The 13,693-nt window shown below is 32.5% G+C and carries 15 protein-coding genes; 6 read left to right on the top strand and 9 right to left on the bottom strand.

Annotated features, from left to right (window positions below; genetic code table 11):
• Window positions 1-147 precede the first annotated feature (147 nt).
• The 3 genes from C5F49_RS03840 to C5F49_RS03830 are packed head-to-tail and all read right to left on the bottom strand — an operon-like array spanning window position 148 to window position 3,837.
• Window positions 148-900 carry a DUF726 domain-containing protein gene (locus C5F49_RS03840; RefSeq protein ID WP_179363415.1) on the bottom strand — a complete coding sequence of 251 codons (753 nt, stop codon included), beginning with the start codon at window positions 898-900 and terminating at the stop codon, window positions 148-150.
• Between the two features lie 2 nt (window positions 901-902).
• Complete coding sequence (metG, locus tag C5F49_RS03835) at window positions 903-2,558, bottom strand: methionine--tRNA ligase (protein WP_179363414.1); 1,656 nt, start codon at window positions 2,556-2,558, stop codon at window positions 903-905.
• A 37-nt stretch (window positions 2,559-2,595) separates the two neighbouring features.
• A complete protein-coding gene (locus C5F49_RS03830; protein WP_179363413.1) occupies window positions 2,596-3,837 on the bottom strand; it encodes an adenosylhomocysteinase in 1,242 nt (413 codons plus the stop codon).
• Between the two features lie 75 nt (window positions 3,838-3,912).
• On the opposite strand from C5F49_RS03830, the gene C5F49_RS03825 reads away from it, so the two are divergent.
• The 4 genes from C5F49_RS03825 to C5F49_RS03810 all read left to right on the top strand — a co-directional run bounded on the left by C5F49_RS03825 (window position 3,913) and on the right by C5F49_RS03810 (window position 7,046).
• Window positions 3,913-4,215: a Rieske (2Fe-2S) protein gene (locus C5F49_RS03825; protein WP_179363412.1), complete on the top strand. Its 303-nt coding sequence runs from the start codon at window positions 3,913-3,915 to the stop codon at window positions 4,213-4,215.
• A 248-nt stretch (window positions 4,216-4,463) separates the two neighbouring features.
• Window positions 4,464-5,255, top strand: coding sequence for an NAD+ synthase (locus tag C5F49_RS03820; RefSeq protein WP_179363411.1), 792 nt, complete (start codon window positions 4,464-4,466; stop codon window positions 5,253-5,255).
• Window position 5,256: 1 nt separating this feature from the next.
• Window positions 5,257-6,645: a cysteine--tRNA ligase gene (gene cysS, locus C5F49_RS03815; RefSeq protein WP_179363410.1), complete on the top strand. Its 1,389-nt coding sequence runs from the start codon at window positions 5,257-5,259 to the stop codon at window positions 6,643-6,645.
• Window positions 6,646-6,764: 119 nt separating this feature from the next.
• Window positions 6,765-7,046 (top strand): hypothetical protein, encoded by a 282-nt coding sequence (locus tag C5F49_RS03810; protein WP_179363409.1) that lies wholly within the window; start codon window positions 6,765-6,767, stop codon window positions 7,044-7,046.
• On the opposite strand, the gene C5F49_RS03805 is transcribed toward C5F49_RS03810, so the two are convergent.
• From C5F49_RS03805 to C5F49_RS03795, 3 genes are read right to left on the bottom strand one after another with little or no spacing between them, the layout of a single operon-like run.
• A complete protein-coding gene (locus tag C5F49_RS03805) occupies window positions 7,047-7,871 on the bottom strand; it encodes a mechanosensitive ion channel family protein (protein ID WP_179363408.1) in 825 nt (274 codons plus the stop codon). It abuts the gene before it with no gap.
• Window position 7,872: 1 nt separating this feature from the next.
• Window positions 7,873-8,712 (bottom strand): DUF432 domain-containing protein, encoded by an 840-nt coding sequence (locus tag C5F49_RS03800; RefSeq protein ID WP_246275381.1) that lies wholly within the window; start codon window positions 8,710-8,712, stop codon window positions 7,873-7,875.
• Between the two features lie 10 nt (window positions 8,713-8,722).
• Window positions 8,723-9,880, bottom strand: a complete 1,158-nt coding sequence (locus tag C5F49_RS03795) for a hypothetical protein (protein WP_179363407.1) — start codon at window positions 9,878-9,880, stop codon at window positions 8,723-8,725.
• A gap of 100 nt (window positions 9,881-9,980) precedes the next feature.
• Between C5F49_RS03795 and C5F49_RS03790 the strand changes: the two genes are divergently transcribed.
• The gene (locus tag C5F49_RS03790; RefSeq protein WP_179363406.1) at window positions 9,981-10,910 is read left to right on the top strand and encodes a cobalamin-binding protein; all 930 of its coding nucleotides are present in this window, start codon (window positions 9,981-9,983) and stop codon (window positions 10,908-10,910) included.
• 173 nt (window positions 10,911-11,083) lie between these two features.
• Here the strand turns inward: C5F49_RS03790 and C5F49_RS03785 are convergent, their stop codons facing one another.
• Genes C5F49_RS03785 through C5F49_RS03775 form a run of 3 tightly spaced genes read right to left on the bottom strand, consistent with a single transcriptional unit; the run spans window position 11,084 to window position 13,099 of the window.
• The gene (locus C5F49_RS03785) at window positions 11,084-12,295 is read right to left on the bottom strand and encodes a redox-regulated ATPase YchF (RefSeq protein ID WP_179363405.1); all 1,212 of its coding nucleotides are present in this window, start codon (window positions 12,293-12,295) and stop codon (window positions 11,084-11,086) included.
• Window positions 12,296-12,329: 34 nt separating this feature from the next.
• On the bottom strand, window positions 12,330-12,689 hold the full coding sequence (locus C5F49_RS03780) for a hypothetical protein (protein WP_179363404.1): 360 nt from the start codon (window positions 12,687-12,689) through the stop codon (window positions 12,330-12,332).
• Entirely contained in the window at window positions 12,686-13,099 is a 414-nt protein-coding gene (locus tag C5F49_RS03775) for a CoA-binding protein (protein WP_425489646.1), read from the bottom strand. Before C5F49_RS03775 ends, C5F49_RS03780 begins: the two co-directional genes overlap by 4 nt.
• A gap of 84 nt (window positions 13,100-13,183) precedes the next feature.
• On the opposite strand from C5F49_RS03775, the gene C5F49_RS03770 reads away from it, so the two are divergent.
• The gene (locus tag C5F49_RS03770; protein WP_179363403.1) at window positions 13,184-13,690 is read left to right on the top strand and encodes a hypothetical protein; all 507 of its coding nucleotides are present in this window, start codon (window positions 13,184-13,186) and stop codon (window positions 13,688-13,690) included.
• Window positions 13,691-13,693 lie beyond the last annotated feature (3 nt).

The following is a 13,693-nucleotide window of genomic DNA, read 5'->3' as shown; positions in this document are numbered from 1 at the left end:
ATCATACTGTTCATCTAAAATATGAAGATGATATAGGATGGATTTGTTATTAGATGAGCCGATACTCGTTGTCATGATAAGTATGAATTTCATTTTTGGTATAAAATACTAACGTACGAATCATACTAGACCAACACGTTCATGAAATTAAGGGTAAGAATTCAAAACTTGAGCATAACTTGCAAAACGATGATTTTTGGGCTTTACTGATTTTTGGCAATATTTTTTCACAGGTTTTCCAATTGCACCATTTAGACCAAGTGGACCTTTAACATATTTCTCCTTGTTTGCCCAAAGAAGAACTTCATCTTTTGGAGCATAATGATTCACTATTTTCGAGTTAACTATAGATTGAATAATTGTTCCATATTTTTTTGAAGATGGAACATCTTCAGTAATTGATGCGCCAAAAAAATAAGCAGCCTCTACAATTCCAATATTTTGTTTCTTTTTTGCAAGATATTCCAAAGTACTCAAAATTACCTGTGAACCTAAAGAATGACCCATTAATCTTATCTTTGTTTTAGGACTAGTGGTTTTGAAATCTTCAATAAATTTTCCAAGATTTTTTCCATTTTTTATTGCAATTTTTTGACCAACTGCAAGCGAACGTTTTGCATGTTTAATTAAATGGGCACCAGTTGTGTTTGAGTCATAGCTGTAACCAATTACTGGATGAGCATATCCTAATTTACGTAATTGTTTTTTAGCTAGAACAACTTTAGCAATAGCTCCTGCATTATCATTTCTCAATCCATGAATCATGATAGTAATTTCTTGTGAATTGTTTAATTTTTTAAAATCATTTTTGGGATATGTATAATATGAATTATTTTTTAGAGTTGCTCCACTTGATAGATCATAGTACCCCCTTGTAGAAATTCGTGGAATAGGCTTCATGATTATTCAGAAGGTCCCAATTGATTTTTGTGTTTTTCAATATCAGATTCTTCAACTTTAACAAATATTGGAGATGCATCACCCAGCACATGATTTGGAGAGATTCCAAGTAATGACATGTCACTCCATGAAGATTTGTTAATTTCACCATCTAATCCCAATTGCTCCCAAATTTTTTGTGAAGATTCAGGCAAGAAAGGGAAAAGGGCTATGGATAACGCTCGTGCAGCATTTACTGAAAGATACACACAGTTTGCAGTTCCAGGTCCTTTTTTCCAAGGTTCTTTGTGTTGAAAATATTGATTAAAAAATGATGAAAATTCCATAATTCTCTTCAATGCCCTATCAAGATGGTTTTGTTCCATGAGGTCACTCAAATCAGTTGCAAAGTTTTTAATTTTTTGTTCAGCCTCAGAATCTTTTTCATCAAATGAATCAACTTCTGGAACTTTTCCATCAAATGCTTTTTTTGTAAAACCAAGTGCTCTATTTACAAAATTTCCTAGATTTCCAATCAATTCAGAATTAATTCTTGTTGTGAAATCATCCCAATCAAAATTCAGATCATCTTGAGAATATGGATTAATAGATACAAGATAAAATCTAAGATAGTCTGCAGGATAATATTCTAAAAATTGTTTCAAACCAATATACCAATTCCTGCTTTTTGAAATTTTCTTTGATTGTAAAGTCAAATGTCCACGAGTTGGAATGTAATCTGGAAGTTTGTATTCTGAATCAATCCCCAATCTCATTGCAGGTAAGAAAAGATAGTGGTGATATACAATGTCTTTTCCTATAAAGTGGTAAATGTCAGCAGAATTCCAAAATTCTTTTCCATCAATTCCTTTATCATTAAGAAATTTTAATGCAGTTGAAATGTATGCCAGGTGATTATCAAACCAACCATAGAAGACCTTACCTTCTGCACCATCAAGTGGTACTGGTACACCCCAAGGAATATCTCGTGTTATATCCCAATCAATTAGTCCAGATTTGATCCAATTCTGAACATATTTTTTTACATCTTTTTGTAAATTGGGTGCCTCATCTAACCATTTTGCTAATGAATCACTAAAGTTTTTGAGTTTGAAAAAATAATGTGTGGTTTTTTCTTTTGTTGGTGTTGCTCCACATAATGAGCACTTTGGATCTGTTATTTCTTCAGGTACACGCCCACAACTCTCACAAAGATCAGAATATTGATCATCTGCCTTACAGTAAGGACATATGCCTTTCACATATCTATCAGGTAGGAATTTTTCATCATTATTGCAATAAAATTGGATAATTTCTTTTTCATAAATATGCCCAGAATCATTTAACTTTTTGAAAACATCTTGAACAAAAGAAATGTTTTCAGTAGAACTTGTTTTGTAAAAATAGTCAAAATCAATATTGAATGCTGAAAAATCTTCGTAGTCTCGCTTATTCCAGTGTGCCACATATTCAGCAGGTGTTTTTCCTTCTTTTTCAGACTGGATTAAGATTGGAGTTCCAAAATCATCAGATGCACAAACATAGTAAGCTTCAACACCATTCATTTTTAAAAATCTAGTTGTTACATCAGCTGGAAGATAAGTAGATGCAACATGTCCTAAATGAATTTCGCCATTTGCATATGGCAATGCACTGGTGATTATAGCTTTTTTGTTCATTTGATATTATTTAATGACTGAAGTGAGGTTAAGAAGTTTACCAGTTATTTGCGTATTTTACTTGTTCAGGAGTTAATTTATCAATTTTAACATCCATTGCCTTTAGAGCATCAACTGCAATTTGTTGATCAATTTCCTCAGGAACATCGATAATTTTGTTTTCCATTTTTTTATGGTTTTTGAGAATATACAATACAGAAAGTATTTGATTTGAAAATGATTGTGCCATAACTTCAGGAGGATGTCCTTCTGCAGCAACCAAATTTGCAAGACGACCTTGTCCAATAAGATACACTATTTTTCCATTGCTCAAAGTACATTCATCGAGGTTGGGTCTCACTTCTTTAACTGATTTTGAAGATTTTAACAAAAATTTACTATCAATTTCAACATCAAAGTGACCAACGTTGCCCATAATTGCACCAGATTTCATTTTCATAATGTGTTCTTTTCTAATTACACTAGTCATTCCAGTGCATGTAACAAACATATCACCAATCTTTGCAGCTTCACTCATTGGCATTACTTCAAATCCATCCATGTGTGCTTCAAGAGCTTTGATAGGATCAACTTCAGTTACAATAACTTTAGAACCCATTCCATTAAATCTAGATGCAACACCACGACCTACCCATCCATAACCGATAACTACAACACGTTTTGATGCCATAAGCAGATTCATTGCACGAAGATATCCGTCAATTGTGCTCTGACCAGTTCCGTATCTATTATCAAACATGTGCTTCGTATATGCTTCATTAACTAAAATAACAGGATAACGCAATTTCCCTTGGTTTTCTACAGCTCTGATTCTAGTAACACCTGCGGTGGTTTCTTCAGTTGCCCCAAGGATTTCCATATCTTTAAACCGTTTATCAAAATGTGCTTTGATGTTCATATCAGCACCATCATCGGTAAGAATAGCTGGTTTGTGTTTTAGAACTTGATCAATACACCAATCATAATCTTTTACAGATTGTCCATGCCAAGAATAAACATTGATTCCTTGAGAGGCTAAAAATGCAGCAATGTCGTCTTGTGTTGTGAGAGGATTTCCACCACAACATGCAACTGTAGCGCCCAACTCTTTTGCACCCATTAGTAAAACGGATGTTTCTTTAGTAATGTGAAGACAAAATCCAAGTGTGATTCCCTTTAGAGGTTTTGATTTTTTATATCGATTAATAGTATTATCAAGAATTTGCATATGAGATCGAGCCCATTCATAAGATAACTTTCCATCTTTAATCAATTTTGGACTAGACTTTACTTTACTCAACAAATTCACCTAACCTGCTGGCTATAAAATTCTATCATGCGAATGTAAATAAATGACAAAGATATCAGAGATTTGTTGACTTGGAAGAAAATTGCAGATAAAGGTGCAGTAGCAGCAGGTAAAGGAAAAGCTTTCAAAGTAGATGGTAAGCAAATTGCAGTTTTCAATCAAGATGGATATCATGCAATGGATGATCTCTGCGTACATCAAGATGGATCAATTGCACCAGGAAAATTAGACGGAGATATTGTGGAATGCCCATTACATTTTTGGCATTATAATATCAAAACCGGACAATTAACGGATTATCTCAAAGATGTAAAACTTGAAACATATCCAGTACAAGCTAGAGATGACGGTATTTACATCGACATCTAATTATTAAAAATTTCCACATCTCAAAATATCAAATAATTCTTCAAATTACATCAATTACAGGTTTAGAGAATTAAAGGAGAAGGGACAATTGCCCTTTCCTCGTACTAGGTATGGGTTATGTTGGGCACAGATTATTCTGTGATCATACTACTCCAAATTAGTATAAGGAATAATGTGTGTTCAAAATGAACTAATAGATATTCAATAGAAGCATAAGTTTTATTCTCACACATTCAGAAAAATAATAATTGAATCAAGACATCATAAATGAGATTAAAGAGCAAGACTATCTAGCAATAACTGAAGAAATTGAGAATTTTATATCAGAGCAAATAGAAAAAAATCAATCTAAAGGAGTTATTTTAGGATTAAGTGGAGGAATAGACTCAGCAGTAATAGCTTACATTTGTAAGAGAAAACTAAAAGATAAAACACTTGCATTAATAATGCCAGATACATCAATTACTCCCAAATCTGAAACAGAAGATGCACTCAAAATGATTTCGTTGACAGGAATCGAGTACAAGTTAATTGATATCAAACCAATCATAAACGAATATTCAATGTATTTAGAACCAAATGAAAAAGCTAAAGGAAATCTCAGGGCTAGAGTTCGAACAAACATACTATACTATTATGCAAATGCAAAAAACTATCTCGTTTTAGGATCAAGTGATAAAAGTGAATTCAACATAGGATATTTTACAAAATTTGGTGACGGGGCATCAGATATCACACCAATAATTTCATTATACAAACTACAAGTTAGAGAAATTGCTAAACATTTGGGAGTGCCAGACAAAATTATTTCCAAAAAAAGCAGTCCACATCTTTGGAAAGACCATGAGGCAGAAGAGGAATTAGGAATACAATACGAAGAGATAGATTCTATTTTGCACTGCATGTTAGAGAAAAAATTTTCAATTGACGAAATAGAGAAAAACACAGAGATATCACGAATCACTATAGAAAAAATTCAACAATTACACATAAACAGTGAACATAAAAGATTGCTACCCCAGAAACCAAATAGAGAATAGAATGAAGCTGTTAGATACATTATCCAAAGCAGAACAAGAGGTAGATATTTCAAAAAAGGTCAAAATTTACCTCTGCGGAGTCACAGTGTATGATGAATCTCACATAGGCCATGCAAGAACAATAATAGTTTTCGACGTACTAAGAAAATATCTTGAAAATAAAGGAATAGAAATTGAATTTATTCAAAATTTTACAGATGTTGATGATAAAATAATTAATCGCGCAAAGACTGAAAATAAAACAGCTGAAGAGATCAGTACAAAATACATCGAGAATTATTTTAACGATTTTGATGGATTAAATGTAAAACGTGCAACAAATTATCCAAAAGCAACAGAACACATTGAAGATATTATTAACTTCATTAAAAAATTAATTGAAAAAGATATCGCATATGCAACAAAGAACGGAGTTTATTTTTCAGTTTCAAAATTTTCAGAATATGGGAAATTATCTAAAAAGAAGATAGATGAACTTCAATCAGGAGCTAGAATTGATATCGATGAGCAAAAAAAAGACCCTTTAGATTTTGCAGTATGGAAACTATCAGATGTCAGCCCCACTTGGGATAGTCCTTGGGGTAAAGGAAGACCCGGATGGCATATTGAATGTTCAGTTATGAGCATAAAGTATCTAGGAGAAAATTTTGACATTCATGGTGGAGGACGAGATTTAATTTTTCCTCATCATGAAAATGAAATTGCACAATCTGAATCTTGCACAGGAGTTCAATTTGCAAAAATTTGGATGCATGTTGGAATGGTCACCATTGATGGAGAAAAAATGTCAAAATCTATTGGAAATGTAAAATCCATCAAATATGTATTAGAGAACTGGGGACCAAACATAATCAGATTATTCTGTCTATCAGGACATTATTCAAAACCAATAGACTATTCTGAGGAATTATTAAAAGAAAATCTTACAAAATGGAGACAAGTGGAAACTTGTCATTATGAATTAATTCATGCTAATAGCGAAAATAGTGATGAAATTGGCGAATTTGTCACTAAAACAGGCATAGAATTTGATACTGCTTTGAATAGTGACTTTAACACACATTTGGCATTATCTGCATTTTTCCAGTTAGTTAAAGAAACTAACAGATTAGCTGCTGAAGAAAAACTTGGAATAAATAATTCTAAAATAATTAAAGAGGAATTAAAAAGAATGTTAGAGATACTTGGATTAGAAATTCCCAAAATAACAGATAGTCAAAAAGAAGAAATCGATAAATTGATCATCGACAGAGAGAAAGCAAGAAACGAAAAACAATTTGAGGATGCAGATAAAATTCGAGACAAACTAAACGAAATGAATATTGAATTAATTGATCATAAAGGAAAAACAATTTGGATGCGTAAAGAAATTATCAATGCAGAAAAATAAAATTAGTACACACTAATTAGTTTACACTAACAACAATTACGCCTAAAAAAATTAGGAGAGTCTAATTAGGACAATCTAATTTTCGCGTTGTTTAATAGAAGAAAAAAATAATACAATACATGAATGCATGGAATAAATTTTGGCAATGGTATGAAAATAAAATATTAGGAAGTGTTGTTTTAATTGCAATCATACAATTCATTCAAGTTCCACATATGATATGGAATGCAGACATTATGTTAGAAGCAGGAATCGTCTCCAGAGTTCATCCAGTAATTGACTGGTTTTTGTATGGAGTAGATCTAATTGAAATTGTTTCAATAATTAATGTTGGAATGATAATGTTTAGTTTGATCAAAAAGAGAAGAGCAGAGAAAAAACTAATTCAAAAGACAGCATAACTATTCTTTTGCTTTCCAAATAACACGTTGAGGAAATGGAATTTCAATTCCTGCAGCATCAAGGGCATTTTTAGCAACTTTGAGTAACTTAGGTCCTACTTGGTCCCAATCATCTCTAGGATGCCACACCAAAATTTCAATATTTACGCTTGAATCAGCTAATTCTTTTATTCTAAAGTCAGGTTCGGGCAATGTCAAAACAAAAGGCATGGAAGAACGAATAGCTTTTTTAAGAACTGAAATAGCACCGTCAATATCTTCTCTATATGCAATTCCAATTATTCCTTCAGAACGTCTAACAGGAGTTGAGCTTAAGGATCGTATATTAGAAGTAAAAAATGATTCATTTGGAACTCTTAGAATAGTACCATCGAATTTTTTTACTCGGACAGAAAATGTACTAATATCTAACAGAGTTCCAGAAACATCAGTTCCAGGAATCTCAATCTTATCTCCTTGCTTAACTGGTTTTTCTATCATTAAGAAAATTCCTGAAATTAAATTAGATACTACTGATTGTGTTGCAAATCCAATGATAATTCCAAAGATTCCCCCAGCTACAAGTAATCCAGAAAAATCAACACCAGTTGTAGAAGTAAAAACAAGGAAAGACAATATTATAATTCCAAAGTAAATTAGTTTTCCAAAGTTTTTAGCAGAATCTTGAGGTAATTTAGGGGCATAATACTTTGAAAAAAGCAATCTTATAGTTCTTGCAACAAGTATTCCAACCCCCATAATTATTCCTCCAAATAACAATGAAAGAACAGTTAATCCGCCAGTTATTTCAATATCAGATAAAGGTTGTAAAAATTCAAAGACCAATTTATTCAACTCCCATATCGATAGATTTAGTCTGCTCTGCTCTCTCATATGTTGGAGATTGTTTCCAGTCAGTTTGAACTGTTAAAGATTTAGCATCAAGGATTTCTAAAGTTAGTTTTTTCTTTAGCACCGCTGTCAAAGAATCAAAGATGGTCTTTGAATTATCATAATATAGTGAATGTCCAGAAATAGGAAAAACAAGATTGGATATAGTATATCCTTTGGATAAATCATTTTTAAGATTAATTTCCATCACACCGTTAACATATGGAATTGATGAATCATGAGATTCAACAATGTCAGAATGAGCATATTTACACAAAGTTCCAGATTCAGGGGGCCCATATAGACAAAATCTAGAATCCAATGAATTGCAAGTAAACCAATCTAAAGATTCAGGAACTCCATCATGAATTAAAAAAATACCAATTTCAATAGGACAATTAATGAAAACAATTGCAGATGACCCGCTAGAAAGAAAAATAGGAGATTCAAGATCCAAATACAAATAGTTAGTTCTTCGAGCAGGGTGATTCAAAGGTCTAATTGGTGCCACTTCAATAGTAAGAATTGAAGAAGACGTAGGGATTATTTTTTCAACCATATTTTCTTCAGAGTCTATCTTATCATAAGAAAAAATATTTTCACCTATTTTTTTAATTCTAACAGTAACATTAGGAAAAGAAAGTTCAAGAAAGTCATCAATCGAATATTTCCCATAAGATGAATATTCTGATTTCATGTCCTCTTCACTCATACTTTCAGGATTCTTTGAACTTGAATTTATTCTATCGTTTTCAAACATCATCTTATTTTTAAAATATGTCTGAATTGTAATCAAAATAATTATTTTAAAAAAAATCAGAAATTGTTTTTTGCCGAATCAGATCTACAATATTTCCATGTAATAGCCATTCTGATTTACTGATACTCATCTTATTTGATGCTAAAGATAAAGCGTGTTCAAAATCATCAGCAATAATAGGAGTTTGATTCATTGCCTCACGTACACCTTCTCTTACTTGCCATACACCAACAGGAATTGCATATTCTGGACGAATTTCTCTTAAAATTACAACTCCTGCTTGAATTTTCTTTTCTTTTAGATACTCTAACACACCTAATTTTGCTGCAAAATAAGCTCCAGCAATGGCAGGCGGATGATCAATTCCACGCGCATCCTCATAATCAGAACCAAATCCTAAAACCCCATCAGAATACCAAGCTTCAATCATCTCGTAGACCCATCGATGGGGAAACAACACAACAGTGAATATGTTTCCAAGATGTTCATATGAAAATATTCTATGTGAATCAATTAGAGAGTAATCTAAAACATCATCAGTGAGAGATTTACAAATTATATCATCAGTAGCAGTAATACTCCATTTAGTAGGAACCAATTTTCTTTTCTGACCCAACATTCCAATACTGAAACATTTTTGAATTTTAGAAATTTCAATCCCAGAATTATATAAATTCAAAACAGCATCCTGAGCTTTCAAATCTTTGTCATAGTATGTTTTTTCTAGAGATTTCACAGAAGACGAGCCAGAAAATTTTGCTGTTTTTATTTCACCAATAGGACCAAAAGGAGCACTTTCACCATCTAAAGAAACATTGGACAGTGTAGATTTTTGAAACATCAAATCAGAATCAATAGGTCTAGAGGACATTGTTAATTCTTGAAGACTTTCAATATAACGTCCATCTGTTTCTTTAATTCCAATTTTTTTAATTCCTCGAACAAGATTTAATCTAAAATTCACTATATCTTCTAATGATTTACCTCTCCATTGTTCTGGACTATCAAGTAAACTAGTGTCACCATGGATTGGAGGAACCATTGGACCCACAAAGACTTTGGGATAATTATGAGAGCCAACAAAAACTGACGGAGGACTACTACCACTAACAGAATCAGAAGAAAATAGATTTCCATGTTTTGAAAGAGTCTCGTGCCATTTTGCTAAAATTGAACGTCTAATTTCTTGAGAGTCAGAAGACATGTATAATCATGCCTGAAATATGGCTATTAACTTGCCTAATGACAAAAATTGATGAGATGTCAACAGATAATGTTTAAGGGATTATTTCTCATCAAAATGTATGACGATAAAAAGAATTGTTTCATTTTTACCAAGTGCTACTGAATTATTATATGAATTTGGCATACAAGACGATCTGTATGGTGTAACTCATGAATGTAAATATCCAAAAGATGCAGTGTCAAAGCCTAAAGTAATTAATTCAGTAATAAATTCAGATGAATTATCCAGTAAAGAAATTGACACCGCAACATGTCAATTACTAAAGGACGGAAAAGATATTTTTGTATTAAATGAAGAAAATCTAAAAAATGCAAATCCAGATCTAATCATATCACAAGAAACATGTGAGGTATGTGCAGCTTATACGAATCAGGTAAACAAAGCAGTTCAAATTCTGCAAAAAAAACCAATGTTATTTTCAATGGATCCTCACAACATGAATGAAATTATTAATTCAGTTACAGAACTAGGTAAAATAATCGATAAAAAAGAAAAGGCTAAAGAAATTACAGATTCACTATCAAAAAGGATTGAGAAAATTAGAAAAAATACTAATGCCAAAGAGATCAAAGTTCTTGCAATAGAATGGATTGAGCCCTTTTTTACTGCAGGTCATTGGGTTCCAGAAATGATTGAAATTGCAGGAGGAATTAATATGATCAGCAAAACAGGAGAACACTCTAGAAGATCAGACATAGATGAGATCATCAATGCAAATCCAGATATCATTATCTTGATGCCTTGTGGTTTTGATACACAGAGAACCATCAAAGAGTATGAAAAATTTCTAAAAAATAATGAAAAATGGAAAAATCTTAAAGCAGTAAAAATGAATAAAATTTTTGCAGTAGATGCAAATTCATTTTTCAGTAAACCCAGCATACGCACAATTGACGGGAGTGAAATTTTGGCAAAGATCATCCAGCCTGAAATCTTTGAAGAATTAACAGTGCCAGATAGGTCATTTGCACATATTGAGAATGATTAATCCTAGGCATGACTAAGTGGCTGTTATTTCACATAACATACAACGGGTTATCCCCAATTTTGGAAATTAAAATACATGACAAGAACATTTGCAGGAGACCAAAAAATCGACAGTTTGTTGAAAATGACAAATGATGTTCTGTATAAAATTAAAAACGAAATTCAATGATTAAACTATTTTTTTGCAGCACTAACAAGAGAGACAACATCCCTATCCCTTAATTGGTAATCAGTAGGCAATCTCAAATTATACCTCAAATCTTTTCCATAAATCAGACCTTTTGTTAAATCAGAATGAATCTCTTTTGCAAGATCATTAATAGTTGCACCATCTTTTAATAATATCAAATCAGGCAACACCCTTCCTTTTTTGTCTGCAAGGTTTTTTTCATCAGCTACAGGATAAATAGAATTCATTTTAAGTAGTTTGAAGACAGCCACATTAATTGCAAACTGTACACCAGTCCTCATGTATTCTCCCATTATACCTTTTTTGATAAAATTCAATGCGTTAATTTGTTTTTCATTCAATTCATCAGGTTTTATAATTTCAAATGTTTCAGATCCAGGAGAATATTTGATCAATCCTTTTTGTTCTGCACGTCTTAAAACAAATTCACTATCACCACTGACTGGGATTACTATTGAATCATTATATCGTTCTCTCAATCTAGCAAAATTTTTGTCAGCACCTTCAACATCAACCTTATTTGCAACAATCAAAGTAGGTTTCGATATTTTCCGTAAGTGTGATGCAAATTTTTTAGTATCAACCATATCAAAGTTATCAAAATCTTTCTCTTCAAGATTAGTGGCACGAAATGTTTCTTTAACTTGAATTTTAGTAACTCCAATTCCACGGTAAAGATCAGTAATAGTATCAATAACATCAGTTCCAGATTTAATTAATTTTGAAACCTTATCTCGATTACCTTCTAGAATTTTATGATACCACATGATTAGTTCTTCCTCTATATCTGCAAAATCAGATATTGGATCCCCAGTCCCAACTTCAGTAATTTTTCCAGAAGAATCAATCCCGCCAGATGCGTCAACGACATGAAGCAGCGCATCAGATTGTGCAGCAATTGACAAAAACTGATTCCCAAGACCTTTACCTTTCCAAGCATCTTTGATGAGACCAGGTAAATCTATCAACTCAATTGGGATATACCTCCAACCATCAAGACATTTTGAATTATTTGGATTATCTTGAATTTTAAATTCAGGATGAACGCATAAAGTAATTGCATGTGCAACTCCAGATACAGGAGACTTTGTAGTGAAAGGATATGATGAAATTTCCTCAGAAGAAAGGGTAGCGGAATTGAAAAAGGTAGTCTTGCCAGTATTGGTTTTACCAATTAATCCTATCTTGATGGGCATGTAATTATGAACAGTTCAGAATATTTATCTCTGCCTAGGAATGCTGAGATTTTTTTATTTTTTCCAATGTTTCCTGTAGCTCTTTGATTGCCCATTCAATATCAGAGAAATCTTCCTCAGAAAGAGACCCCTTCCACTTTTCTAAAACACTATTAGAAATTTCAGAACAGCTGTAAATCAAATTCCAGTAAGGATGATGTTCAGCAGTTGTGTATGAGAGTTCAGTTACATCATTAAGACCATTTTGAGCTCTTGCCAAGGAAGTAATTTTTTCCCCAAATATTTTTACGATATTATTATCAAGATCTTTTTCAATTTTTAATGGAATGTTTTGATTTTCATACTTTTTAATAAACTCTAGTAAATCATGATAAAAATTTTCAAAATCAGTCATTGTGACAATCTCTTATGTTCTGCCAACATACATCGATTGAAAATTACTTTAATCCCAGCTTGTGTTGCCAACTTTTCAGCTTCAGGATTATGAATTCCCTCTTGAAGCCAAATCACTTTAGGTTTTTTCTTGATTGCCTCTACAACAAATGGTAAAACCTGGTCTGAAGGCCTGAAAACATCAATGATGTCAACTTCTCCATCAATTTCAGAAATAGAGCTGTAACACTGCTTCCCTAATATTTCATCAGTTGTTGGATTTACAGGTGTTATATCATATCCATTTTCAAACAAATATTTTGGCACATAATGTGCAGCTTTTGAAGAATTTTTAGACATTCCCACTACAGCCACTTTGGTTAATGAGAGGATCTCGCTGATTTGCTGATCGGAAAAAGAATCTTGCTCCACAACAAAGATTGTGCCAGGGTGAATATAATTTTTGAATCCCAAAAAGAACAAAGAATATTTTAGAAGCCAAGAAATAGAAACAACATGGATGAAGAGCCAAAAGATCTCATTGTACTAGGTGCAATAAAACACGGAATAAAGAAATTTGATAAAATTCAAAAAATGACAAAAATTGAACCTGAGGAATTAAATTTAATTTTAGAGCAATTAGAAAAACGCGGATTCATTCGTGCTGAAGAAAAAAAAGGATTTTTCGGGACGAAGGTAGAAATCACAGTTACCGACAAAGGTTCCAACGAAGTCGATGAAAGAGTTCATGAATTACAAACAAAATGGAATCAAATGTCATTATTATACAAAACAGGAGACAAGGACAAGTTAAAACAAGAAATGGAAGATAACAAATCATGGATCCCCTCAATGATGTTCTTTGGAATAATGGATATGATGATGTTTTCAATGATGTTCAGCATGATGGGAATGGCAATGACAGATTATGTAGCTCCAGAAAACATACCAGATACAGGAGATGGAAACATGGATGACGCAGGTATGGATGACGGTGGATTTGACTTCGATATTGGATTCTAGTGT

The organism is Nitrosopumilus oxyclinae (genome assembly GCF_013407165.1).
Classification (GTDB): Archaea; Thermoproteota; Nitrososphaeria; order Nitrososphaerales; family Nitrosopumilaceae; genus Nitrosopumilus; species Nitrosopumilus oxyclinae.
Note: the sequence above shows the minus strand (reverse complement) of the source record. Positions and strands in the feature narration are given on the sequence as shown.

Bases quoted from the DNA above. Each gene is read 5' to 3' on its own strand.
- C5F49_RS03840 (WP_179363415.1), bottom strand. From the start codon at position 900: ATGAAGCCTATTCCACGAATTTCTACAAGGGGGTACTATGATCTATCA.
- metG (WP_179363414.1), bottom strand. From the start codon at position 2,558: ATGAACAAAAAAGCTATAATCACCAGTGCATTGCCATATGCAAATGGC.
- cysS (WP_179363410.1), top strand. From the start codon at position 5,257: ATGAAGCTGTTAGATACATTATCCAAAGCAGAACAAGAGGTAGATATT.
- C5F49_RS03810 (WP_179363409.1), top strand. From the start codon at position 6,765: ATGAATGCATGGAATAAATTTTGGCAATGGTATGAAAATAAAATATTA.
- C5F49_RS03795 (WP_179363407.1), bottom strand. From the start codon at position 9,880: ATGTCTTCTGACTCTCAAGAAATTAGACGTTCAATTTTAGCAAAATGG.
- C5F49_RS03790 (WP_179363406.1), top strand. From the start codon at position 9,981: ATGACGATAAAAAGAATTGTTTCATTTTTACCAAGTGCTACTGAATTA.
- C5F49_RS03785 (WP_179363405.1), bottom strand. From the start codon at position 12,295: ATGCCCATCAAGATAGGATTAATTGGTAAAACCAATACTGGCAAGACT.
- C5F49_RS03780 (WP_179363404.1), bottom strand. From the start codon at position 12,689: ATGACTGATTTTGAAAATTTTTATCATGATTTACTAGAGTTTATTAAA.
- C5F49_RS03770 (WP_179363403.1), top strand. From the start codon at position 13,184: ATGGATGAAGAGCCAAAAGATCTCATTGTACTAGGTGCAATAAAACAC.